Below are 23,075 nucleotides of genomic sequence, written 5' to 3'. Positions count from 1 at the left end.
AAGAAGGCAGGCGTGATCTATTTCACATAGTTATTGTGAATGTATTCACCTCAACCAATTCTCGTGATGAACATCACAAGATCCTCGGTGTCACGGTGGCGAAAACCGGCATGCAGGAAAAGCGAAAAATGTGACGGTGATGGAGTTTTGAATTAACAGAATGTGGGAGGCATCGGCTGACGCCTCCCCACAAAGAGAAATTAACGGTACTTCTTATGGTATGTATTGCGGGTGGTTTTAAACTCTTCCGCTGCGGCCTGGGCTTCTTTGACTTTGCCTTCATCAGCCAGCTTCAGCGCGCCGTCAATCTGGCCGATCAGCACATCGAAACCGTGACGATAGTCTTTCATTTCCGCGCTGTCCGCCGCTTTACCTTCCAGCTTCGGCGGCGTCTCTTTCTGAGCGTCAGCCGCCGCTGTGCGCATCTTATTCAGCGCCGCTTTCAGCTCGCCGGCATCTGAAGTTTTCTGCACCACTTGCAGGTTCTCAGCAAGGGTATCCATATCTTCGCCCAGATCGGCGAAAGCCGATGCCGAACCAAGCGCAAAAGCCGATACGGCCAGCATCGCTAACAGTTTTTTACGCATTGCTCACTTCCTTTTTTATTATTAAGCACACAAGTGTTATTGCCCGGCGATCTTCATCTCCGGCAGCAGTACGGAACCGCACTGAATGTTGCTGCGCGTTTCGATATCGTCGCCGATGGTCACGATATTACGCCACATATCTTTCAGATTTCCTGCAATGGTTATCTCACTGACCGGATACTGAATTTCGCCGTTTTCTACCCAGAAGCCGGATGCGCCGCGTGAGTAGTCGCCGGTGACGCCGCTTACACCCTGCCCCATCAGTTCCGTGACGACAAGACCGGTCCCCATCTCTTTAAGCAACTTTGCAAAACTCAGGCCGCGGCCGTTAATACGCCAGTTATGAATACCGCCCGCGTGGCCAGTGCTCTTCAATCCCAGCTTGCGCGCCGAGTAGTTGGTCAGCAGCCACTGGGTCAGTACGCCGTCTTTAATGATATCCCGGCGTTCCGTACGGACGCCTTCGCTATCAAACGGCGTCGAAGCCAGACCTTTCAGCAGGTGAGGATGCTCTTCAATGGTCAGCCAGTCCGGCAGGATCTGGCTACCCAGCGCATCAAGCAGGAAGGTGGATTTACGGTAAACCGAACCGCCGGCGATCGCCCCGACCAGATGGCCAAACAGACCGGTAGCGACTTCGTTGGCGAAAATCACCGGCGCTTTCATCGTCGATAGCTTACGCGGGGCCAGGCGCGACAGGGTGCGGCGGGCGCACTCTTCGCCAACCCACTCCGGCGATTGCAGGTCGTCTATCGCCCGTCCGATGGTGTAAGCGTAATCGCGCTCCATATCGCCATTCTCTTCGGCAATCACGCAGCTGGAGAGCGAGTGGCGGGTAGAGCAGTAGCTCTGCAGCATGCCGTGGCTGTTGCCGAACACTTTAATGCCGTAGTGGCTGTTAAAGCTGCCGCCTTCGGTATTGCTGATGCGTTTATCGGCTTTTAGCGCCGCCTGTTCAGCGCGGGAGGCCAGCTCGATGGCTTCATCCGGGGAAACTTCCGCCGGATGGAACAGGTCAAGATCCGGGGCTTCAAAAGCCAGCAGTTCTTTATCCGCCACGCCCGCGCACGGGTCCGGCGAGGTATAGCGGGCGATATCCAGCGCCGCCTGCACCGTGCGGGCAATAGCCTGCGGGCTGAGATCGGTCGAAGACGCGCTGCCTTTGCGATTCTGGTGATAAACGGTGATGCCGAGAGCACCATCGCTGTTGAATTCTACGTTCTCCACTTCGCCGTAGCGGGTGCTCACGCCGATACCGGTAGTTTTACTGACGGAGACTTCCGCGCCGTCGGATTTGCCTGCCGCCAGTTCCAGCGCCGTGGTCACGGCCTCTTCCAGCGTCTTACGCTGTTGTGCAACTTGAGAGATGACTTTCATCGCTAATGCCATAATGTAAGAAGGAGTTAACTGAAGTCTAACAGAGAACCGTTTTTCAGTGCGCGCCTTAACTGGTAACATTAGTCTCTTTTTTAAGGAGCCTGAGATGACAAAGCAGCCCGAAGACTGGCTCGACGACGTCCCTGGTGATGACGTCGAAGATGAAGACGATGAAATTATCTGGGTCAGTAAAAGTGAAATTAAGCGTGACGCCGAAGAACTGAAGCGTCTTGGCGCGGAAATGGTCGAGCTGGGTAAAAACGCGCTCGATAAAATCCCGCTGGATACCGACCTGCGCGACGCGATTGAACTCGCCCAGCGTATCAAGAAAGAAGGCCGCCGCCGCCAGATGCAGCTGATTGGTAAAATGCTGCGCAGCCGCGACGTCGAGCCGATTCGTCAGGCGCTGGACAAGCTGAAGAACCGCCACAACCAGCAGGTTGCGCTGTTCCATAAGCTTGAGCAGATCCGCGATCGTCTGATTGATAATGGTGATGATGCCGTGGCTGAAGTGCTGAACCTGTGGCCAGATGCCGATCGTCAGCAGTTGCGTTCGCTGATCCGCAACGCCAAAAAAGAGAAAGAAGGCAACAAGCCGCCGAAGTCCGCGCGTCTTATCTTCCAGTACCTGCGCGAACTGGCCGAAAGCGAAGGCTAATTCTGTATGACTCCCCGGATTACGGCTGTTGCCCGATCCGGGCGACCCACTCCCTCGAACGCAATGCCATGGACAATGGTCAATTCGAATTTTCCCTGCATTTAAATCGGTTTTAATTTTTCATTTTCATTCGATTTCGCGCTTATATTTAACTTTTATTTCACAAGAAAGCCGTTCCATTGCAATCCGGCTGGCAATCTCCCCTCGCCATCAACGCCAATGCCATCAACACAACCTGTTAACTTTATTAAATAAAACAATATAACCCTGCCTTTAGGGCGCTGACTTTATCAGCAATTTGCTTATCTTTGATCCACCTCTCAAAACGGTTTTGTTATTTCATACATTATTATAATGAAAAATAAATTTCATTAAAGTACAAGAACCGAAACGGTGCGTGCGCGTATTTTTGGCCAGTGAGTTCTGTTCATTAAAACCTGGCGTCTGCAGGCTTTCCTCAGCAGAAAGTCGACAAAATCATCCGCACCGCCGCAGGTGAATCGCCCAGCGGAGGCCATCGTCCGGCAAGAAGCAGGAATTCACTTTTCACGAGAGGGGCTAACCCGGCGGTCGGTTATTTGCCGCCGACCGGAGCCAGATTTTAGAGAGTCGACAGCTATCATCATGGAGAAAAATATGACTACTGTACCAAGGCTGAAATATTTCGTTGATGGTCAATGGCGCGTATCGCAGACCGAACGCTATATGGACGTCTATAACCCAAGTACCGGGGAAGTCATGGCTCAGGCCCCCTGCTGCACCGAGCAAGAAGTGCTGGATGCCGTTGCCGCGGCGCGCAAAGCCTTTCCGGCGTGGTCAGATACGCCGGCCATTAAACGCTCGCAAATTATGTTCCGCGTTCGCGAATTATTAATCCAGCATCAGGACCGCTTAACCGAGCTGGTGGCAAAAGAAAACGGTAAAGCCTGGGGCGACGCCCAGGGCGATGTATTAAAAGCGAAAGAAGGTACCGAGCTTGCCTGCTCGATTCCCACTCTCATGGCCGGTGAAAACCTGATGGACGCCTCTGCCGGGATCGACACCAACCTTTATCGTGAGCCAATTGGCGTGTTCGCCGGTATTGTGCCGTTTAACTTCCCGGCAATGATCCCGATGGGATGGATGGCGCCATTATGCGTCGCCTCCGGTAATACCATGGTGATTAAAGCGGCCAGTATGACGCCGATGACCTGTATGGAAATCACCAAACTCTATCAGGAAGCAGGGGTGCCGGATGGGGTGATTAACGTCGTGACCTGCTCACGCAATGAAGCCGATATCTTGCTGACCCACCCGGACGTCAACGGCGTCTCCTTCGTCGGCTCAACCTCCGTGGGCCTGCACGTTTACTCCAAAGCCGCCGCTCACGGCAAGCGCGTTCAGGCGCTGTGCGAAGCGAAAAACCATGCCCTGGTGCTGGCCGATGCGCCAATTAACCGTACCGCAGCGGGGATTATCAACGCCGCGTTTGGCTGCGCGGGCGAACGCTGCATGGCGCTGCCGGTTGTCGTGGTGCAGGAAGAGATCGCTGATAAGCTGATTGCCGCCGTCGCCGAGAAAGCCAAACAGCTGAAAATCGGCCCCGGCTATCTGCGCGATACCGATATGGGTCCGGTGATTTCTAAAGATCATAAGCAATCGGTCATCAACTGGATTAATAAAGGCATTGAGGAGGGGGCAAAGCTGGTGCTCGACGGTCGCGCTATTCAGGTGCCGGGCCAGGAAAATGGCTTCTACGTCGGGCCAACCATCCTGGATCGCGTAACCGAAGAGATGAGCGTCGGCACGCAGGAAATTTTCGGGCCGGTGCTGTGCTTTAAGCGGGTCAAAACCTTCGAGGAAGGTCTGCAACTTATGAACAATAACCCGTTTGCCAACGGCTCGGTTATTTTCACCCAAAGCGGCTACTACGCCCGCGAATTCCAGAAACGCACCCACGGCGGCATGGTCGGTATCAACGTCGGTATTCCGGTGCCGGTCGGCGTATTCCCGTTCTCAGGCCATAAGCAGTCCTTCTTCGGCGACCTGCACTGCCTGGGCAAAGACGGCGTCCGTTTCTACACCGAATCAAAATGCGTGACCTCGCGCTGGTTTGATGAAGAGGAAGCGAAACGCGAAAAAGTCGACTCCTGGGACGGTACGATTTAAACGCCGCTAATACCCCAAATAATTCAAGTTGCAGTCAACGCACCAGCCGCTCGAAGTATGACGGTCAACTCCCTCCAGATATTGCTTCAGCAATATCTGGAGCATTAATTCGATTTTTTTACTCTGCACGTGTCGCTGAATCGTAAATGACGAATGCACACTAAAAAAATCCTTAATATTAAATGGAGTTTCCTATGACCCAGGCCTTCTCAATTCCTCGCAGTATTATTTATGGCGAAAATGCTTTAGAACATCTTTCCACGCTGAGCGGCAAAAAAGCCGCGTTAGTCACTGGCGGAAGTTCCATGAAGCGTTTTGGCTTTCTGGATAAAGCCGTCAGCGAACTTAATAAAGCGGGTATGGAGTGCATTATTATCGATAATGTCGAACCCAATCCGTCCATTAAAACCGTCTGGCGCGGCGCAAAAGCGATGCAGGCTTTTGAACCGGACTGGATAGTGGCGATTGGCGGCGGCTCCGCGCTTGATGCCGCAAAAGTGATGTGGTGTTTCTACGAGCATCCGCAGCTGAAGTTCGAGGATATTCTTCCGGTCGGTTCCATTCCGGCGCTACGCAATAAAGCCCGATTTGTGGCGATCCCTTCCACCAGCGGCAGCGCCTCTGAGATCACCGCATTTTCAGTGATCACCGACACGGCAAATCATATCAAATACCCGATTGTTGCCGCCGATCTGGTACCGGATATCGCCATTCTCGACCCCACCATTCCGGCAAAAATGCCGCCGCACGTTACCGTTCATACCGGAATGGACGTTCTGACCCACGCCATTGAAGCCTATGTGTCCACCGCGGCCAACTCGTTTACTGACCCCTATGCGGTAGAAGCGATTCGGCTGGTGTTTACGTATCTGGAAATCGCCTGGCGCTCACCTGATGATTTAAACGCCCGCATGCATATGCACAATGCTTCTGCGCTGGCGGGAATCGCCTTCACCAACGCCTCGCTGGGGTTAGTTCATTCAATGGCGCACAAGATTGGCGGCGAGTTTGGTATTACCCACGGTCTGGCAAACGCGATTATGCTGCCTTATATCATTCAATATAATGCGAAGTTCACCAAAAAATACCGTCAGCTGGAAGCGGCGTTAGGCATCAAAAACCTGATTGAAGCGATCAACGCGCTGAATCAACGTCTGGGCGTGCCGAAAACGCTAAGCCAGTGCGGCGAAGTTGAAATCAATGAAATCACCTTTGTGAACGTCCTCGACAGAATGAGTCACCATGCCGTTGACGATCCCTGCACATTAACGAATCCTAACTATCCGTCCGTTCAGGATGTCAAAGGGCTCTATACCAAAGCGTTCTACGGCGCTTGATAACCTCCCCGCTGCGTTTTTTTAAACGGTAAAGCCGCTTCAACCAGAGCCGCCTGGGCCACCAAAGCCCGGCGGCCCTGTCGTTTCTAAAGGCTTCATCATAGCCGTAGCCAGTAATAGCTGAATCGTTAAAGCTAAAATCATCTTGATTCACATTTTTTTAGCAACAACTTTTATAATTACTTAAAAAAAGCGATTTAAATCTCATTTAAAAATATAAAAACGGCCGTTTTCTCACCAGGTGAGACACTTCACATTTTCATAATCCACTTACAACTAAATTCCCTGCATCAGCAACACAATCGATTCAGCAAAAGGGTTAAAAAATGAAAAAAACATTAGCTTTAACAGCAATCGCTATGCTTGTTTCTGGGCCTGTAGTCGCGAAAACATGGGTGCTGACAAGCGCTGAAAGCGGTATGGATAAAGGAAACTGGCAGATAACCAGCGACCAGCTGAAGATAAAAGATCATAACTTCAGCATTGAGCAAAAAGTCCTTCACGGCGGGAAACAGGAAGGCAGCAAAATCCTCGTGATCCACAGCAAAGACGGCCTGACGATTACCTTGAGCCCGACTCGCGGCATGAATCTGCTGAAAATCGAAGGTTTTGGTTCACGGATGGGCTGGGACTCACCGGTAAAAGAGGTGGTCAACCCGGCCTTTATTAACCTCGAAAGCCGCAACGGGCTGGGCTGGCTGGAAGGCTTCAATGAAATGATGGTGCGCTGCGGCTATGAATGGACCGGCCACCCGGTAACCGCAGACGGGCAGATTTATACCCTGCACGGTAAAGTCGGCAACACGCCGGCTTCACAGGTGGAAGTGGAAGTCGCGGACACCGCGCCGTATGAAATTCGCGTTCGCGGGCTGGTGAAGGAGAGCACGTTTAAGAAAGCGGATCTGCAGACCATGACCGAGCTGCGCTATGTACCCGGCAGCAACAGCTTCAGCCTGCACGATGTCTTAACCAACCATGCTGACTATCCGCATGACTATCAGATTATCTATCACAGCAACTTTGGCAAGCCGATCCTCGAAGAGGGGGCCCGCTTTATGGCGCCGATCGCCAGCATCAGCCCGTTCAATGACTACGCCAAAGCCGGCTTAAAAACCTGGCAAACCTACGCCGGTCCAACCAAAGGTTTCGATGAAATGGTGTTTAACATGCAGCCGCTGGCGGACGAAAATCATCAAACGCTGGCCGCCGTGGTCAACAAAGCCGGCGACAAAGGGGCATCGATTCAGTTTGATACCCGCCAGCTGCCGGTGCTGACGCTGTGGAAAAACACCGATACCGAGAAACAGGGTTACGTGACCGGTATTGAGCCGGGTACCAGCTACGCCTATCCGGTAACCATCGAGCGCGAGCAAAAACGCGTTAAGCAGCTTCAGCCCGGGGCAAGCACCCAGTTTGATCTGACCTATACGCTGCTGCACAGCAGCGAGCAGGTTGCCGACGTGGAGAAGAAAATCGCGGCCATTCAGGGCGATACCAAAGTGGCGGAAAACGAAACGCCTATCGCGAAGGAGTAGCGTAAGCTTTGAGCCCATCCCGGGTTGCGGCGTAACGCCTGACCCGGGCTACCGGCCCGCAGACGGCGCTGAACCCGTAGCCCGGCTAAGCGCAGCGCGAGCCGGGAAAAAAGCGGAGATGACATTGCGCGCTGCCTCCCGGAGGCGGCGCTTGACGCGCCTGACCCGGGCTACCGGCCCGCAGACGACGGTAAACCCGTAGCCCGGCTAAGCGCAGCGCGAGCCGGAAGAAAAGCGGAGATGACATTGCGCGCTGCTTCCCGGAGGCGGCGCTTGACGCGCCTGACCCGGGCTACCGGCCCGCAGACGGCGCTGAACCCGTAGCCCGGCTAAGCGCAGCGCGAGCCGGGAGAAAAGCGGAGATGACATTGCGCGCTGCCTCCCGGAGGCGGCGCTTGACGCGCCTTGTCCGGGCTACCGGCCCGCAGACGGCGCTGAACCCGTAGCCCGGCCAAGCGCAGCGCGAGCCGGGAAAAAAGCGGAGATGACATTGCGCGCTGCTTCCCGGAGGCGGCGCTTGACGCGCCTTGTCCGGGCTACAAAACCTTGACCGCGCCAGCCTGCTCCATGACCACCAAACGCAAATCCTGCGCAAAGCGCTGGTACTGCGCCTCATTAATCGGCAGCGGATAGCTCAACACGATCAGTTCATGATCGGCGATGCCCTGATGATAGGTCGGATGGCGATGCGCCCAGGGGTTCGCGCAAAAGCCCATGGTTTCATAAAAGCGCAGGCGCTTATGGGCAACTTCGCTGGTCAGCGGATCGATTTCCAGAACGGTCAGCGGCGCGCGCTGAAGTATTTCAGCTAACAGCCGCTTGCCGTAGCCGCGCGATCGCAAGGTATCGTCGATGGCCAGATGTTCAACGTAGCGATAGTCAGCAAACCGCCAGCAGCCGCTCAGGCCAATAAACTGGCCATCATCGAACCAGGCTTCCAGTTCATAATGCGGATTATCAAGCGCCTGCTGCTTAGCCTCGGCTTCACGCTGCTCGTGCCACGGGAAGGCCCTGCCGTACAGCGCATCAAGCGCGGGAAAATGCGCGGAATCGGTAGAGGTCACTCTTTCTGAATTCAACATGAACCCTCCTGGCCACAAAAACTATCCGCCCTCACGCGGAGGGCGGATAAACGAGGAGAATAGCCTACTCGGCCGCCTCGGCTTTTTTCGCCAGCTTATCGAGCAGCTTCTGATGAATGCCGCCAAATCCACCGTTGCTCATCACCAGAATGTGGTCGCCAGGATGGGCGGTTTTAACAATCATATCCACCAGCGCATCGACATCGGCGCTCCAGTGCGCAGGCTGTACGCAAGCATCAGCCACTTCAGCAACCTGCCACGGGATATGCTGCGGCTGCAGCAGGAAGACCTCGTCCGCGCGACCGAGAGACGGCGCCAGGTCGTCTTTGCAAATGCCCATTTTCATGGTGTTAGAACGGGGTTCAAGCACGGCAAGAATACGCGCGGTACCGCCAACTTTGCCGCGTAGCGCCTGCAGGGTCGCCAGAATCGCCGTCGGGTGGTGGGCGAAATCATCGTATACGGTCACGCCGTTGGCTTCGCCGCGCAGCTCCAGACGGCGGCGGGCGTTGATAAAGCTGCCCAGCGCGTTGGCCGCATCGGCAGGCAGCACGCCGACATGCCGGGCGGCGGCGATGGCCATCAGGCCATTATGCATATTATGCTCGCCGACCAGCGCCCACTTCACTTCGCCGACTTTCTCGCCGTCCAGCCACACTTCCCAGGAGGAAGCATCGGTGGTGAGCTTTTTCGCCTGCCAGTGCCCCTGTTCGCCAACCAGCTCCTGCTCGCTCCAGCAGCCCATCGCCATCGTCTGCTTCAAATTGATGTCGTTCTCCGGCAGGATAATCTTGCCTTTGCCCGGCACAATACGCACCAGATGATGAAATTGCTTCTGGATAGCTTTTAGATCGTCAAAGATGTCCGCGTGGTCGAATTCAAGGTTATTGAGAATCAACGTGCGCGGGCAGTAATGAACAAATTTGGAACGTTTATCGAAGAAAGCGCAGTCGTATTCATCGGCTTCAATCACGAAGAACGGGCTGTCGCCGAGGCGCGCGGAAACATCGAAGTTGCCCGGAACGCCGCCGATAACAAAGCCCGGCTTGTAGCCGCAGGCTTCGAGGATCCAGGTCGCCATGCCGGCAGTGGTGGTTTTTCCGTGCGTTCCGGCAACCGCCAGCACCCAGCGATCGCGCAGCACGAAATCGTGCAGCCACTGGGGACCGGACATGTAAGGGATATTATTTTCCAGCACCGCTTCCACGCACGGGTTTCCGCGCGTCATTGCGTTACCGATGATCACCAGGTCCGGCTGCGGATCCAGCTGGCTGGCATCATATCCTTGAATTAACTCAATTCCCTGGTTTTCCAGCAGGGTACTCATTGGCGGATAGACGTTCGCATCCGACCCCGTTACCTCATGACCGAGGGAACGCGCCAGCATCGCCAGCCCCCCCATAAACGTGCCACAGATTCCTAAAATATGAATGCGCATTCGTCATTTCCTTCTCTTATCTGAAGCACAGTTTACCGGGATGTTGGGGGGGAAAGAAATGCATTTCAGGCGAATCCGTATTTTGCTGGCGCGATTCACCAGTGCGAACTTTTTTTATTCTTTGTTAAGATTGTTATGTTCGTTTTACTTCACATAAACATGCAGGGAACGGGTTATGAAAACGTTAGGTGAATTTATTGTCGAAAAGCAGCACGAGTTCTCTCACGCAACCGGCGAGCTTACTGCTTTGTTGTCGGCGATAAAGTTAGGCGCCAAGATCATCCACCGCGATATCAACAAGGCCGGCCTGGTCGATATCCTGGGTGCCAGCGGTGCTGAAAACGTTCAGGGCGAGGTTCAGCAAAAACTCGACCTGTTTGCCAATGAAAAGTTGAAAGCCGCACTGCGAGCACGCGATATTGTTGCCGGGATCGCCTCTGAAGAAGAAGATGAGATCGTCGTCTTTGAAGGATGCGAACACGCCAAATACGTGGTGCTGATGGACCCGCTGGATGGATCTTCTAACATCGACGTTAACGTCTCTGTTGGCACGATCTTCTCTATTTACCGCCGCGTCACGCCGGTGGGCACCCCCGTTACCGAAGAAGATTTCCTGCAACCGGGCAACCGACAGGTCGCCGCGGGCTATGTGGTGTATGGCTCCTCGACGATGCTGGTTTACACTACCGGCTGCGGCGTCCACGCCTTTACCTATGACCCCTCCCTTGGCGTCTTCTGCCTGTGCCAGGAGCGCATGCGCTTCCCGGAAAAAGGCAACACCTACTCGATTAACGAAGGTAACTACATTAAGTTCCCGATGGGTGTGAAGAAGTACATTAAGCACTGCCAGGAAGAAGATAAAGAGACCCAGCGCCCGTATACCTCACGCTACATCGGCTCTCTGGTGGCGGATTTCCACCGCAACCTGCTTAAAGGCGGCATCTATCTCTATCCGAGCACCGCCAGCCACCCGGACGGTAAACTGCGCCTGCTGTACGAATGCAACCCGATGGCGTTCCTTGCGGAACAGGCGGGCGGTAAGGCCAGCGATGGTAAAGAGCGTATTCTGGATATCATCCCGGAAAGCCTGCATCAGCGCCGTTCTTTCTTCGTCGGCAACAACCATATGGTTGAAGACGTCGAAAACTTTATTAAAGAGTTCCCGGACGCGTAACCCGCCTCTTCCCCTCCCGCCTTACGGGAGGGGAAATCCTTCCATCAGTGCCCCACCCTTGTCACCGGCGAACTCTGCCGATTCTCCCACAGCACCGTCAGGCCGCGCTGCAGCGCGATAAAGATGAACAGAAGGATACCGATAGCGATCTTGGTCCACCATGAACTCAGCGTACCATCGAAGTTGATGTAGGTTTGAATCAGCCCCTGAATGGCGACGCCAAACAACGTGCCGAGAACCGTCCCCACCCCACCGCTCAACAGCGTACCGCCGATAACCACCGATGCAATCGCGTCCAGTTCAACGCCAACGCCCGCCAGCGCATAGCCCGCCTGGGTATAGATGGAGAAAACGATCCCCGCCAGCGTCGCCAGCCCGGTAGAGAGCATATAAATGCGGATCGTCGTGCTCCGCGTGGAAATCCCCATCAGGTTCGCCGAAGTCGCATTACCGCCGATGGCATAAACCTGATTGCCAAAGCGGGTGCGGTGGGCCATAAAAATTCCGCCGATCACCACCAGCAGCATCAACAGCCCCATCGCGCTCAGACGCCCGCCGCCGGGGATGGTCCATGCCAGTCCTGACAGCGCGTCATACACCGGATGATTAATGGGAATCGACTCTTCCGAGACCAGGTAGCTGACGCCGCGCAGGAAAAACATCCCGGCGAGGGTGATGATAAACGCCGGGATCTTCAGCGCATCAATAAGCAGGCCCATAAACGCGCCAAAGGCGCAGCCCATCACCAGCACCAGCGGAAACGCCACCAGCGGCGAAATCCCCCAGAAACCGATCGCTTTAGCGAGAAATACGCCGGTAAAGGCGATCACCGACCCGACCGACAGATCGATCCCGCCGGAGAGGATCACGAAGGTCATGCCGACGGCGATGATCCCAAGAAAGGCATTGTCGGTCAGGATATTGCAGATCACCCGCGTCGAGGCAAAGCCGGGAAACTGGGTCAGGCAGTAAAGGTATCCCAGTACGAAGACCGCGAGGGTAATCATTAACGGTAAATTACGTTTTATCATGGCCGCGCATCCCCTTCAGTATGCTGATAAAGCGCGGCGACTGGACGATCAGTACGCACAGCACCACCACCGCTTTGACTACCTGATTAAGCTCCGGCGGGAATCCTGACAGCAGGATCCCGGTATTCATCCCCTGGATAATCAGCGCCCCGACGACCGAGAGCAGCAGGTTAAAACGCCCGCCCATCAGCGAGCCGCCGCCGATAACCACCGCCAGGATGGCGTCCAGCTCCAGCCATAGCCCGGCATTATTGGCATCCGCGCCGCGAATATCCGCCGCAACGATAATCCCGGCAATCGCCGCGCAAACGCCGCTCAGCACGTAGGCCAACATCACGACGATGCGGGTATTTACCCCGGCGTTTTTCGCCGCACGAATGTTAATCCCCACCGCTTCGATAAACATCCCCAGCGCGGTTTTGCGGGTAAACAGCCAGAACAGCACCAGCGTCACGATCGCGATAATCACCGGCGTCGGGAACAGCAGTAGCGATCCGCTGCCGAGCCACGCCAGATGCGGAGAGTCAAAGGTCACGATCTGCCCGGAGGTGATCAGCTGCGCCACGCCGCGTCCGGCGACCATCAGGATCAGCGTGGCGACGAACGGCTGGATCTTCAGCACCGCCACCAGAATGCCGTTCCACAGACCGGCCAGCGCGCCGGCCCCCAGCGATGCGAGCAGCACAACCGTCAGGCTGTGCCCCGCCACGGTCATTGACGCCGCCGTTGCGCCGGCAATCGCCATCACCGCCCCGACGGAGAGATCAATCCCGCCGGTGGCGATAACCAGCGTCATGCCAATCGCCAGCAGCGCCACCGGTGCGGCGCGGTTCAAAATATCTATCGGGCTGCCGAACAGTCGCCCGTCCTGGAGCACGATCTGGTAGAAATGCGGGGCGACCAGGCTGTCAACGACCAGTACCAGCAGCAGCGCAATAATTTGCGGCATCCCTTTTGGCCAGTTAAAGCGCCGTTTCGGCTGGCCGGTTTTCGGAACAGATTGAGGCATCATCGGTTACTCCTTATGCCGCAATAGCGTTCATGATCGCCGGCACGGAGAGCTCGCTCAGAGCCAGCTCCGCCACCTGCTGGCGATCGCGCATGATAATCACCCGATCGGCGTAACCCACCAGCTCTTCCAGCTCTGAAGAAATGACCAGCAGCGCCAGACCATCGGCGCACAGGGTTTCAATCAGGCGGATGATTTCGGCGTGGGCGCCAACGTCAATACCGCGAGTCGGTTCATCAAGGATCAAGAACTGCGGCTTCGTCAGCAGCCACCGGGAGAGCAGCACCTTCTGCTGATTACCGCCGGAGAGAAATTCGATCGGCTGTTCAGCGCTGGGGGTACGAATACCCAGTTGGCGAATGAAACGTTCAGCAATCTCATTTTGTTCGCGCCGACCAATCGGCCGCAGCCAGCCGCGCTGCGCCTGTAGCGCCAGAACGATATTTTCCCGCACCGAGGCGGCGGCGATAATGCCGTCGGTTTTACGATCTTCCGGACAGAAGCCGATCCCGAGGCAGGATGCCTGATGCGGCGAGCGCAGGGTTTGCGGCTTGCCTTTGATCCACGCTTTGCCGCTGTCGGCGGGTTTAATGCCGAAGATCACCTCCGCCGTTTCCGTACGTCCCGAGCCTAACAGCCCCGCCAGGCCGACGATTTCACCGGGACGGACCTGCAGACTAAACGGTGCGATGGTGCCTTTTTTGCCAAAATCTTCGAAGGCGGCCACCGGCTTATCGCTCAGCAGGGTGCGGCCCGCGCGCTGCAGGGCGTTATGCTCCAGCTCACGGCCCAGCATCATCTTCACCAGTTCAATTTGCGGCAGCTCGCGGGTTTCCCGGCAGCCGACAAAACCGCCGTTACGCAGCACGGTGATGCGATCGCTGACGGCATACACCTGGTCGAGGAAGTGGGTGACGAAAATCAGGCTGACCCCGCTATCGCGCAGCTGGCGCATCAGGGTAAAGAGCATTTCCACCTCCTGGGTATCCAGGCTGGCGGTCGGTTCATCAAGAATTAACACTTTTGCTGACAGGTCGATCGCCCGGCAGATCGCGACAATCTGCTGCATCGCCACCGAAAAGCGGTTCAGCGGTTCACGGACATCAAGAGAAAAACCGTAGGACGCCATCAGCGCGGTAGCGCGCTTTTCCATCTCTTTACGCCGCAGCAGGCCAAAGCGTCTGGGCTCGCGGCCGATAAACAGATTATCCGCCACCGACATATTAGGCAGCAGGTTCACTTCCTGATAGACGGTGCCGATCCCCAGCTGCTGGGCGTGAGCGGTATTTTTCGGCGCGATCTCCCGCCCTTCCAGCCAGATGGCCCCGCGATCGGCATGATAGACGCCGGTCAGCGCTTTGATCAGGGTGGATTTACCCGCGCCGTTTTCGCCTAACAGAGCCATGATTTCGCCCCGGCGCAGGCTAAAATTAACGTTATCCAGCGCCTTCACGCCGGGGAAAAATTTGCTAAGCCCTTCAGTACGAAGGATTTCCTGATGTAATTCGCCGTTCATGCTCTCCCCCTCACCTTTGCCCTCTCCCCGATGGGAGGAGAGGGAAATCAGCCGCGCTTTAGCGACCGGGGACATCCCGGAGGCGGCGGTGAACCTGTCATTCGGCTACTCAGTAGCCCATATTTTTCTTCTTCTCTAACTCTTCTTTCGCCGTATCCGGCAGGTAGAGGGTCGATTTGGTGATGGTGACTTTTTCAGGCAGGGTGCCGTCTTTTTTGTATTTCTCCAGCGCATCGAACGCCGGACCGGCCATATTCGGCGTCAGTTCGACGCTGGCATTGGCCTCGCCGGCCATCATCGCTTTATAGATATCCGGCACGCCGTCGATAGAGCCGGTGAGGATATCTTTGCCCGGCTTCAGCCCGGCCTCTTTAATCGCCTGAATGGCGCCAATCACCATATCGTCGTTATGGGCGTAAACCATGCAGATGTTCTTGCCGTTGTTTTCCGCTTTGATAAAGCTCTCCATGACTTCTTTGCCCTTGCTGCGGGTAAAGTCGCCGGACTGGGAGCGGATAATTTTGATATTAGAGGCTTTAGAAATGGCCTCAGCGAAGCCTTTCTTGCGGTCAATCGCCACGCTGGCCCCCACGGTGCCCTGCAGTTCAACAACGTTACACGGCTTACCGTCGACGGTTTTGACCAGCCACTCGCCGATCAGCTGGCCTTCCAGCACGTTGTTCGCGGTAACGGTGGTCATGTAGAGATCTTTGTCTTTAACATCAATTGAGCGGTCGAGCAGGAATACCGGGATTTTGGCCTCTTTCGCTTCTTTCAGTACCGGCTCCCAGCCGGTCGCTACGACCGGCGCGATGAAGATGGCATCGACGCCCTGAGCGATAAAGGAGCGTACGGCTTTAATCTGGTTTTCCTGTTTTTGTTGCGCGTCGGCAATCTTCAGAGTGATGCCGCGCTTCGCGGCCTCCTCTTTCGCGACGTTAGTTTCGGCCGCGCGCCAGCCGGATTCAGAACCGACCTGCGAAAAACCTACGGTAAGAGGGGCAGCCATGACCATAGACGACATAGCTGCGGAAACTGCTGTGACAAGAAGTAAGCGCTTCCACATAAGAGGATCCTCGTAGGGTTATTGTTGGTTAAAGCCTCACCTGCGGACAAACTATAGACAATCGGAGATGTAACTGAATGCGTTACATCACACTTCAAAAAAGTTAATTAGATGTTAATCAGCGGCCATCTCACCAGCGGAGAGCCGGTGAGGCTTCGCGAGCCGCGCGAGCTTCGCCGTTTATGACGAAATTTTGCACACTTTGAGATATCAAGCATATGCAATGAAAACGGTTACATAATTTTATTCAGTATGCGGCTATGTTTATGGATTTTCAGGCTGTCTTACGCTGAAAAATTCAGACTCCACCCACCCGTTCTGGGGAAAAAGAAGCGAAGACATTCGATGTGAGTTGGCTATAATACCGGGCACTTGTTTGCCATACATTTTAAAGGAAACAGACATGAGCTTACTCAACGTACCTGCGGGCAAAGATCTGCCGGAAGACATCTACGTCGTGATCGAGATCCCGGCGAACGCAGATCCTATCAAATACGAAGTCGACAAAGAGAGCGGTGCACTGTTCGTTGACCGTTTCATGTCCACGGCGATGTTCTATCCGTGCAACTACGGCTACATCAACCACACCCTGTCCCTGGACGGCGACCCGGTTGACGTTCTGGTCCCGACGCCGTACCCGCTGGAGCCAGGTTCAGTCATCCGCTGCCGTCCGGTTGGCGTGCTGAAAATGACCGACGAATCCGGTGAAGATGCGAAACTGGTTGCGGTACCGCACACCAAGCTGAGCAAAGAGTACGATCACATTAAAGATGTGAACGACCTGCCGGAACTGCTGAAAGCGCAGATCACCCACTTCTTCGAGCACTATAAAGACCTCGAAGCGGGCAAATGGGTTAAGGTTGACGGCTGGGACAACGCTGAAGCGGCGAAAGCTGAAATCGTGGCTTCCTTCGAGCGCGCTAAGAAGTAATTCAGCCGCACTCAGGTTCGCAAAAACACCGCCTCCGGGCGGTGTTTTTTTGGCCGTTGATCCATGCCCGAGCGGCGGCTGACGCCTTAGCCGGCGACAGCACCTAACGCCACAAAAAACAACGCCACCCGAAGGTGGCGTTATCGTTATTAATACTGGTCTTTATCCAACCAGTTGCCGCTTTCTATCAGCGTGAAGCCCTCAACGGGGCGCTGATAGACATACATCCAGGCGCTACCGTAGGGCGTCTGGATCAGGTGACGAGCGTACTCGCCGCCTTTGGTACGCAGCGCATCCAATTCAGCCAGCGTCGATGCGTCAATACGATAGACCTCACCATGTACCGTGCCATCGCCGGGCACCGCGCCTGGATAGTGGCCCAGGCTGTACAGTTGATAATCATTGACACTATGATCGCCCAGCCACTGAGCGTTGGTCATCCAGTGGCTGTTGCCTTGTTTGCGTCGTAAACTGCCGTAAACAAATATTCGCATTGCTAAAACTCAAACTGATAGAGCAAATCGAGAGCCTGGTCTACGCCAGACACAGCTTCCATATATAGCTTAGGCATCAGGCGATAGCGTAACGTCAACGTCGCCAGGGAGTCAAAGATCCCTACCCCATATTTTACCTGCAGACCCGGCAGTACATAGCCGCTGACCACCACCTGGGAGGAGTCGCCCACTCCCTCGGTATCCAGCGCCAGATTGCTTACGCCAAACGTCTCGCCGATTTTACCCACAACCTGACCACTTTGTGCAACCCCCATACCAATAAGCATTGAAGTCATGGCTGCGCTATCGCTCTGTCCGCTGCCTAAACCCTGCCCGCGTAGCAGGTAAGAGAGCGCTTCCTGCTGCGACATCGCCGGATCGGAGAAAATCTCCGCTTTCGGCTGATCGGCCGAGCCGGTCACGCGAACGCCGGCGATAACGTCGTCCTCGGTGGCGTCCGGATTACGAATGGCTTCGATATTCAGCAGCGGCTGATCCGGCGGACCAGAGAACAGCAGCTCGCCTTTACGCACGATCAGATCCTGGCCGTAGGCATGGAAACGCCCTTCCGGGATGTTGATCTGCCCGTTGAGCCCCAGCCCCTGTTTGTCCTGCGCCACTTTCAAATCGCCGGTCAGACGCGCTTTCAGACCAAAGGCGTCGAGACGAACGTTGTTGCCCACGTGAATCGTCAGATTGCTGTTGATAGGGATACCGGCGCTCTGCTGCTTAATCGGCTGCAGATTTTTATCCAGCATCACTTCGTCAGATGAGACCCCAACGGCGCTTTCCGGCACTTCGTTGACGACGATACGCGCCCAGGGTACGTCAACGCTGCCATCCAGGTTAAACAGGCTTGGCGTGGCGGTAAAGACCACGTCCGGCGACACATCCAGGCGCACCATCGGCGGCACGGTTATCCGCACCCGGCTGCCCTTCGCCGCAATCTGCGCGCGCCAGTTGTCAATCTGCGTCCAGTCGGCGTTGCCGCTGAGCGCAATCTGTCCCTGGCGAGTGTTCACCGTCCCCTGCAGGGTCGAACGGGTACCGGTAAAATTCATCGCCAGCTGGCTCGGCTGCATATCAAACGGCATAAAGTTACCGTCAATATCCACGCCGTTCAGCTGCATCTGACCGAAAAGCTGCGGGCTCTGGACGTTACCGCCCAGTGTCAGACGCGCGTTCAGTCTCCCTTCCGCCTTTTCACCGCGCGAGAAGATAGGGTTGATCATCGCCAGCGAGAAGTTGCTGATATTGACGTTACCGCCCAGATTGCGTCGGCCCTGGGGATCGGTGACCTGCACCTGTCCGTCCAGCTGGCCATTGTTGGTCAGGCGAATCAGCCAGCCCAGCTGGGCGCGGTTATTGTGCAGATCGGCCGTGAGGTTCAGGGTATCGAAAGCCACCGGCAGCGGCGCGTCGTTGACCGTCTGCGTCACCTTCACGTTACGCCCGCTCAGGGTGACCTTACCCTGCGGCAGCCCCTCTTTGGTGGTGTCCCAGCTCACATCGGCATTACCGCTAAACACGCCGCTGGCCTGTGTCGCTTCCGGCATAAAGGGCTTGAGCATCGCGAGATCGAAACGGTTGAGGTTCACCACCGCGCGCCCGCTCGCGCCGGCGTCGATGGTCTGCGGTACGCACAGCTCGGCGTTCGGGTTAGTCCAGCAGTGCGGCCCGATGCTGATTTTCTGCTCAAGGTTGCGGTAATCCAGCGCGATATCACGCGTCAGCGCCACCGGCCCCACCGGTGTCTGGAAACGGGTATTGCTCAGCGTGCCTTTCCAGCGCTCCGCTTTGCGGTCAAAGCTCCCCGCCAGCGAGAGCTGCCCGGAGACCGGATCGCCCTGCACCCGCAGCTGCAGGTCGTGCTGCTTCTCATTGCCCTTCGCATTGAGCTGCACCAGGCTGATATTCACGCCCGGCTGGCTAATACGGTCAACGCGTACGTCAAGGTTACCGCCAATCTGGTCGGTGGATTTCACATCGCCCTTCACGTTCACCTGAGCCACCGACAGCTCCTGCCAGCGCAGCGCCCGGGCGGTGATATCCGCCAGCAGCTGCGGCGCGTCGACGGTGCCGCGAACCTTCACCAGCCCTTTCGCCGTCCCGCCCAGGCCCGGCAGGGCGTTATCGAGATGCGGCGCGTCAATGGTGGCGTCGAGGTTTAGGTCTTTGACCCCCAGCTCGCCTTTCACGTCGGCGCTGTTAGGGCCTAAAGCCAGATGCAGGCCGGGGATTTTCCACTGCATATAGCTGTTGCCCTGCAGCGATCCGCTCACATCGACTTTGTTTTGCTTCACGTTACCGGTGATTTTCAGCTCCGGCACCGACATCTGCCAGCTGCCGCCGTACAGGCTGCCCTGGGTCTTAATCAGACCGTTGAGCTTCGACGGCCAGTCCGGGACCTCTTTAGCGGTGTTGATACCGTCAAGCGTCAGTTCGCCGCGCCAGCTGATCGCCTGCTGCCAGTCGAGCAGCGCCTTCAGTTCGGTTTTCCCTTCGAGGGCGGCGACGGTGAGCTTATCGAGATTCACCTGCTGCTCGTTGCCCTTCGCGTTCAGGTTAATCTTCGCTGGCGGCAGCGACTGCCCTTTCACCGCGGTGCTAAAGGCCAGGGTGTAGTCAGTCATCTTGCCGTTAAATTTCAGCAGAAGATCGTCAGCCTGATACGCTTTCTCGCCGGTAAACGGCCAGTAGAGCTGCTTGCTTTTCACCTCCATATCCAGCGGCAGGCCGGCCTCCGCCAGCTGCGTTTCGGCGCGCAGCGTCATCGCGACTGGCCCATTCAGATCCACGCCGACCGTGAGCTTTTTACGCACTTCGCCGCCCACTTTTAGCTGCACTTTCTCGCCCTTCAGGGGGTCAATATTCAGCGTACCGTTGAGGGTGATATCGACCGGCCAGTTATCCTGCAGCTGCGCGTTACCGGAAGCCGTGACTTTCCCCTGGTCGGAGTCCACGTCCAGCGCGTCCAGCTTCATCTGCCCATCGATGCTGCTGACTTTAAGCAGCAGATTGTAGATGGTTATATCGGTATCGCCGGTGAGACGCAGCTGCTCGCCGCGGAACGCCTGAATATTAAGATTCAACGGCAGATGGACGTCGGTCATTTCCGGCAGCACCGGTTTCGAGAACAGATCTTTCATCGTCTCGCCGAGCGGCTTTTCTTCCGGCTGCGGGTTGTCAATTTTCGGCTCGACGACCTGCTCCTGGGCCACCTTCGCCACCTTCGGCAGCGCGATGAGCAACCCCTGCAGCGAGGTCGGCGTCAGGGTGAGGTTTTTCTCCTGCCAGTTGAGCCCCGTGGAAAAGTCGCGCACCGAGACGGCGGTATCGTCAATTTTCACGTTGACGTTATGCAGCGCCACCCGGCTCAGGGTGACGGGATAAGGCGTGGAGAGATTCAGCGGCCCGCTCTCTTCTTCTTCAACCGGCGCCGCTGGCGGCATCTTGCTGGTATCGATCGCCACATAGATATCGCGCAGGGAGATATCGTTGACGCACAGGCTGCTGTCCCACAGGCAGCGCAGCTTAACGCCCAGATGGAACTGGCCGGCGGTGACCGCCACGCCCGGCTGCTCAAAGCGCACGTTCTCCAGCGTCAGATCGCGCCAGCCGCCGGTGGCTTTACCGATTTCCAGCCCCGGGACCCAGCGATCGGCGGCTTTGATAACCAGATGCAGACCGGTCGTCGTCCCCACCAGGAATCCTACCGTCCCCAGCAGCAGCAGCAGAAAAATCAGTACGCCGAGGCTTATCTTCTTCCATAAACTCATAATTCAGGCCCCAGACCGATGTAAAACTGTAAACCGTGCTCTTCTTTGTCGCCGATCGGTCTGGCGATATCCAGCTTGATTGGCCCGACCGGAGACTGCCAGCGCACGCCGAGGCCGGCGCCGGTTTTAAAGTTGCTTTCGCGGATATCGCTTACCGCTTCACCGCTATCGACGAACACCGCGCCCCACCACTTGCCGCTCACGTTGTACTGATACTCCAGCGAGCCGGTAGCCAGCTTCGAGGCCCCCATCAGTTTGCCGTCGTCATCTTTTGGCGAGATAGATTTGTATTTATAACCGCGAATGCTGCGGTCGCCGCCGGCGAAGAAACGCAGATCCGGCGGGACTTTGCTGAAGTTATCGGCCTCAATCCAGCCGAGGTTGCCGCGCACCACGAAGCGGTGGCGGTCATAAAGGGTACGGATCCAGACGTCCTGCGCCTGCATCACAATAAAGTTAATATCCGAGCCCCACATGGTGTTGGAGTAGTCCACCGAATAGCGCTGCGAATCGCCCCAGGTCGGCATCAGGCCGCCGCGCGAACGGGTACGGTTCACCGACACGCCGGGATAGATCAGCATGGTGGTGTTGGTGACGTTGGCCTGGGTAAAGTGGTCAAGACTCCAGCGCAGGTTCAGCGCGCGCTGCCAGCCGCTCGACATCTCCCAGTAGCGCGAAACGGCCAGGGTGGTGGAGTCAGATTTGGTATCGTTGAGATCCGTACGTTTAAAGCCGCCCTGCATCAGGTAGTACTGCTCCAGGGGGCTTTTTAACAGCGGTACCTTGTAGCTGAAATCAAGCTGCTGTTCAGGGGCGGAAAGGCTGAGGCTGGAAGTGAGGCTGTGGCCGTAGGAGTTCATCCACGGCTTTCTCCAGGTGCCTTTGACGCGCGGCCCGACATCGGTTGAGTAGCCAACCCCGGTTTCCACGGTGTTCTCTTTACGCGGAGAGACCACGCCCTGCAGAGGCAGCACTTTCGTCTGACGGGACTTGTCAAACTGCGGCGCCACCACGACGGAGCTAAACCAGCCGGTTGCCGCCAGGCGGCGGTTAAGTTCGGCTAAATCCTGCGAGGTGTAGTAGTCGCCCTGCTTAAACGGCACCAGGTTTTGCAGATATTCGTCGCGAATTTGCGAGCCTTCAAAAGTGACCGGGCCAAAGCGGTAGCGCTCGCCGCTGTTGTAGTCGATATCCCAGAAGGCCTGATGCCGGTCGAGGGAAACGCCAAGCTGGCTTTTATTAAACTCGCTGTCAAAGTAGCCCTTACGCAGCGCAACCCGGGTCAGAGAGCTTTTAAAACTGTCATAATCACCGTGATTGAGGACCGTGCCGATCGCCGGGCGCGTGTTTAGCAAATCCAGATAGTCGCGATCGGTTCGGGCGCCGCCGCGTAAAATCACGTCAGTGCCGCCAATGCGCACCGGTTCGCCGGGCGTGACTTTGGCGATCAGCACCTGACGCCCCCTCGCCGGCGGCGGACGTAAATCAAAATCAATCGTGGGTTCGTAGTAGCCCAGCGCTTTCAGTCCTTCGCGGATAGCATCATCAACGCGCGCGCGAAAGCGCCGGTCCGGCGTGACTTCATCGCTCTGGATCGTAGAGAGTTGGGCGCGGACGTTTTTTTCCAGTTCCCCGGATAGTCCCTCAACCTGCAAACGCACGCTCGCTGCGCTGGCGACCCCGCTGACCAGCAAAACGCTGGCGATACATAACTGGCGGATTTGTAGCACTTTTTCTCCTGAATATCCTTGTTTCCCCCCGAAGGAAACGAAAGTGCCGCTCCACGGCTTAACAAAACCCTAACAACTAAGGGTTGAAAAATAGACGTTATCCCAAATAATTCTTATGTTTAAATCTAGACGTATTAAGCGCGTTTATTGTGTTCAAAGACACGCTTGGTTACAACCTTAACC

At 56.2% G+C, this 23,075-nt stretch carries 17 protein-coding genes; 6 read left to right on the top strand and 11 right to left on the bottom strand.

Features of this window, described 5'->3' with window-relative positions; all coding sequences use genetic code 11:
• Positions 1 to 200: 200 nt before the first annotated feature.
• Both cybC and pmbA read right to left on the bottom strand, forming a co-directional pair.
• Positions 201 to 587: a cytochrome b562 gene (gene cybC / locus CDA56_RS03980; protein ID WP_032695164.1), complete on the bottom strand. Its 387-nt coding sequence runs from the start codon at positions 585 to 587 to the stop codon at positions 201 to 203.
• A gap of 36 nt (positions 588 to 623) precedes the next feature.
• Positions 624 to 1,976, bottom strand: coding sequence for a metalloprotease PmbA (gene pmbA / locus CDA56_RS03975; RefSeq protein WP_004098067.1), 1,353 nt, complete (start codon positions 1,974 to 1,976; stop codon positions 624 to 626).
• Positions 1,977 to 2,070: 94 nt separating this feature from the next.
• Between pmbA and yjgA the strand changes: the two genes are divergently transcribed.
• The 4 genes from yjgA (at position 2,071) to CDA56_RS03955 (ending at position 7,642) form a co-directional block, all read left to right on the top strand.
• Positions 2,071 to 2,622 carry a ribosome biogenesis factor YjgA gene (gene yjgA, locus CDA56_RS03970; RefSeq protein ID WP_004098062.1) on the top strand — a complete coding sequence of 184 codons (552 nt, stop codon included), beginning with the start codon at positions 2,071 to 2,073 and terminating at the stop codon, positions 2,620 to 2,622.
• Positions 2,623 to 3,258: 636 nt separating this feature from the next.
• On the top strand, positions 3,259 to 4,770 hold the full coding sequence (locus tag CDA56_RS03965; protein WP_049079517.1) for a CoA-acylating methylmalonate-semialdehyde dehydrogenase: 1,512 nt from the start codon (positions 3,259 to 3,261) through the stop codon (positions 4,768 to 4,770).
• 194 nt (positions 4,771 to 4,964) lie between these two features.
• Positions 4,965 to 6,107: an iron-containing alcohol dehydrogenase gene (locus CDA56_RS03960; RefSeq protein ID WP_074188801.1), complete on the top strand. Its 1,143-nt coding sequence runs from the start codon at positions 4,965 to 4,967 to the stop codon at positions 6,105 to 6,107.
• Positions 6,108 to 6,433: 326 nt separating this feature from the next.
• On the top strand, positions 6,434 to 7,642 hold the full coding sequence (locus tag CDA56_RS03955) for an aldose 1-epimerase family protein (protein ID WP_046878183.1): 1,209 nt from the start codon (positions 6,434 to 6,436) through the stop codon (positions 7,640 to 7,642).
• A 536-nt stretch (positions 7,643 to 8,178) separates the two neighbouring features.
• On the opposite strand, the gene CDA56_RS03950 is transcribed toward CDA56_RS03955, so the two are convergent.
• Together CDA56_RS03950 and mpl are read right to left on the bottom strand one after the other, a co-directional pair.
• Entirely contained in the window at positions 8,179 to 8,724 is a 546-nt protein-coding gene (locus CDA56_RS03950) for a GNAT family N-acetyltransferase (protein ID WP_102803698.1), read from the bottom strand.
• 64 nt (positions 8,725 to 8,788) lie between these two features.
• Positions 8,789 to 10,162 (bottom strand): UDP-N-acetylmuramate:L-alanyl-gamma-D-glutamyl-meso-diaminopimelate ligase, encoded by a 1,374-nt coding sequence (gene mpl / locus CDA56_RS03945; protein ID WP_004098056.1) that lies wholly within the window; start codon positions 10,160 to 10,162, stop codon positions 8,789 to 8,791.
• Positions 10,163 to 10,337: 175 nt separating this feature from the next.
• Between mpl and fbp the strand changes: the two genes are divergently transcribed.
• Positions 10,338 to 11,336, top strand: a complete 999-nt coding sequence (fbp, locus tag CDA56_RS03940) for a class 1 fructose-bisphosphatase (protein ID WP_004098053.1) — start codon at positions 10,338 to 10,340, stop codon at positions 11,334 to 11,336.
• A gap of 44 nt (positions 11,337 to 11,380) precedes the next feature.
• Here the strand turns inward: fbp and yjfF are convergent, their stop codons facing one another.
• The 4 genes from yjfF to ytfQ all read right to left on the bottom strand — a co-directional run bounded on the left by yjfF (position 11,381) and on the right by ytfQ (position 15,958).
• Positions 11,381 to 12,367 carry a galactofuranose ABC transporter, permease protein YjfF gene (yjfF, locus tag CDA56_RS03935; RefSeq protein ID WP_004098052.1) on the bottom strand — a complete coding sequence of 329 codons (987 nt, stop codon included), beginning with the start codon at positions 12,365 to 12,367 and terminating at the stop codon, positions 11,381 to 11,383.
• Positions 12,354 to 13,379, bottom strand: coding sequence for a galactofuranose ABC transporter, ATP-binding protein YtfT (gene ytfT, locus CDA56_RS03930; protein WP_014227645.1), 1,026 nt, complete (start codon positions 13,377 to 13,379; stop codon positions 12,354 to 12,356). The genes yjfF and ytfT overlap by 14 nt, the downstream gene beginning before the upstream one ends.
• A gap of 10 nt (positions 13,380 to 13,389) precedes the next feature.
• Positions 13,390 to 14,892: a galactofuranose ABC transporter, ATP-binding protein YtfR gene (gene ytfR, locus CDA56_RS03925; RefSeq protein ID WP_014837206.1), complete on the bottom strand. Its 1,503-nt coding sequence runs from the start codon at positions 14,890 to 14,892 to the stop codon at positions 13,390 to 13,392.
• A gap of 109 nt (positions 14,893 to 15,001) precedes the next feature.
• Entirely contained in the window at positions 15,002 to 15,958 is a 957-nt protein-coding gene (ytfQ, locus tag CDA56_RS03920) for a galactofuranose ABC transporter, galactofuranose-binding protein YtfQ (RefSeq protein WP_004098043.1), read from the bottom strand.
• Between the two features lie 403 nt (positions 15,959 to 16,361).
• On the opposite strand from ytfQ, the gene ppa reads away from it, so the two are divergent.
• Positions 16,362 to 16,889, top strand: coding sequence for an inorganic diphosphatase (gene ppa, locus CDA56_RS03915; protein ID WP_004098041.1), 528 nt, complete (start codon positions 16,362 to 16,364; stop codon positions 16,887 to 16,889).
• A 149-nt stretch (positions 16,890 to 17,038) separates the two neighbouring features.
• Here the strand turns inward: ppa and CDA56_RS03910 are convergent, their stop codons facing one another.
• From CDA56_RS03910 to tamA, 3 genes are read right to left on the bottom strand one after another with little or no spacing between them, the layout of a single operon-like run.
• Positions 17,039 to 17,383 carry a gamma-glutamylcyclotransferase family protein gene (locus CDA56_RS03910; RefSeq protein ID WP_004098039.1) on the bottom strand — a complete coding sequence of 115 codons (345 nt, stop codon included), beginning with the start codon at positions 17,381 to 17,383 and terminating at the stop codon, positions 17,039 to 17,041.
• A gap of 2 nt (positions 17,384 to 17,385) precedes the next feature.
• Positions 17,386 to 21,162 (bottom strand): autotransporter assembly complex protein TamB, encoded by a 3,777-nt coding sequence (tamB, locus tag CDA56_RS03905; RefSeq protein WP_042944137.1) that lies wholly within the window; start codon positions 21,160 to 21,162, stop codon positions 17,386 to 17,388.
• The gene (tamA, locus tag CDA56_RS03900; protein ID WP_014227642.1) at positions 21,159 to 22,892 is read right to left on the bottom strand and encodes an autotransporter assembly complex protein TamA; all 1,734 of its coding nucleotides are present in this window, start codon (positions 22,890 to 22,892) and stop codon (positions 21,159 to 21,161) included. Before tamA ends, tamB begins: the two co-directional genes overlap by 4 nt.
• Between the last annotated feature and the right edge of the window lie 183 nt (positions 22,893 to 23,075).

It is taken from the genome of Klebsiella michiganensis (assembly GCF_002925905.1).
Lineage (GTDB): Bacteria > Pseudomonadota > Gammaproteobacteria > Enterobacterales > Enterobacteriaceae > Klebsiella > Klebsiella michiganensis.
The sequence above is the reverse complement of the archived record's forward strand: the minus strand, read 5'-3'. Positions and strand labels throughout refer to the sequence as shown.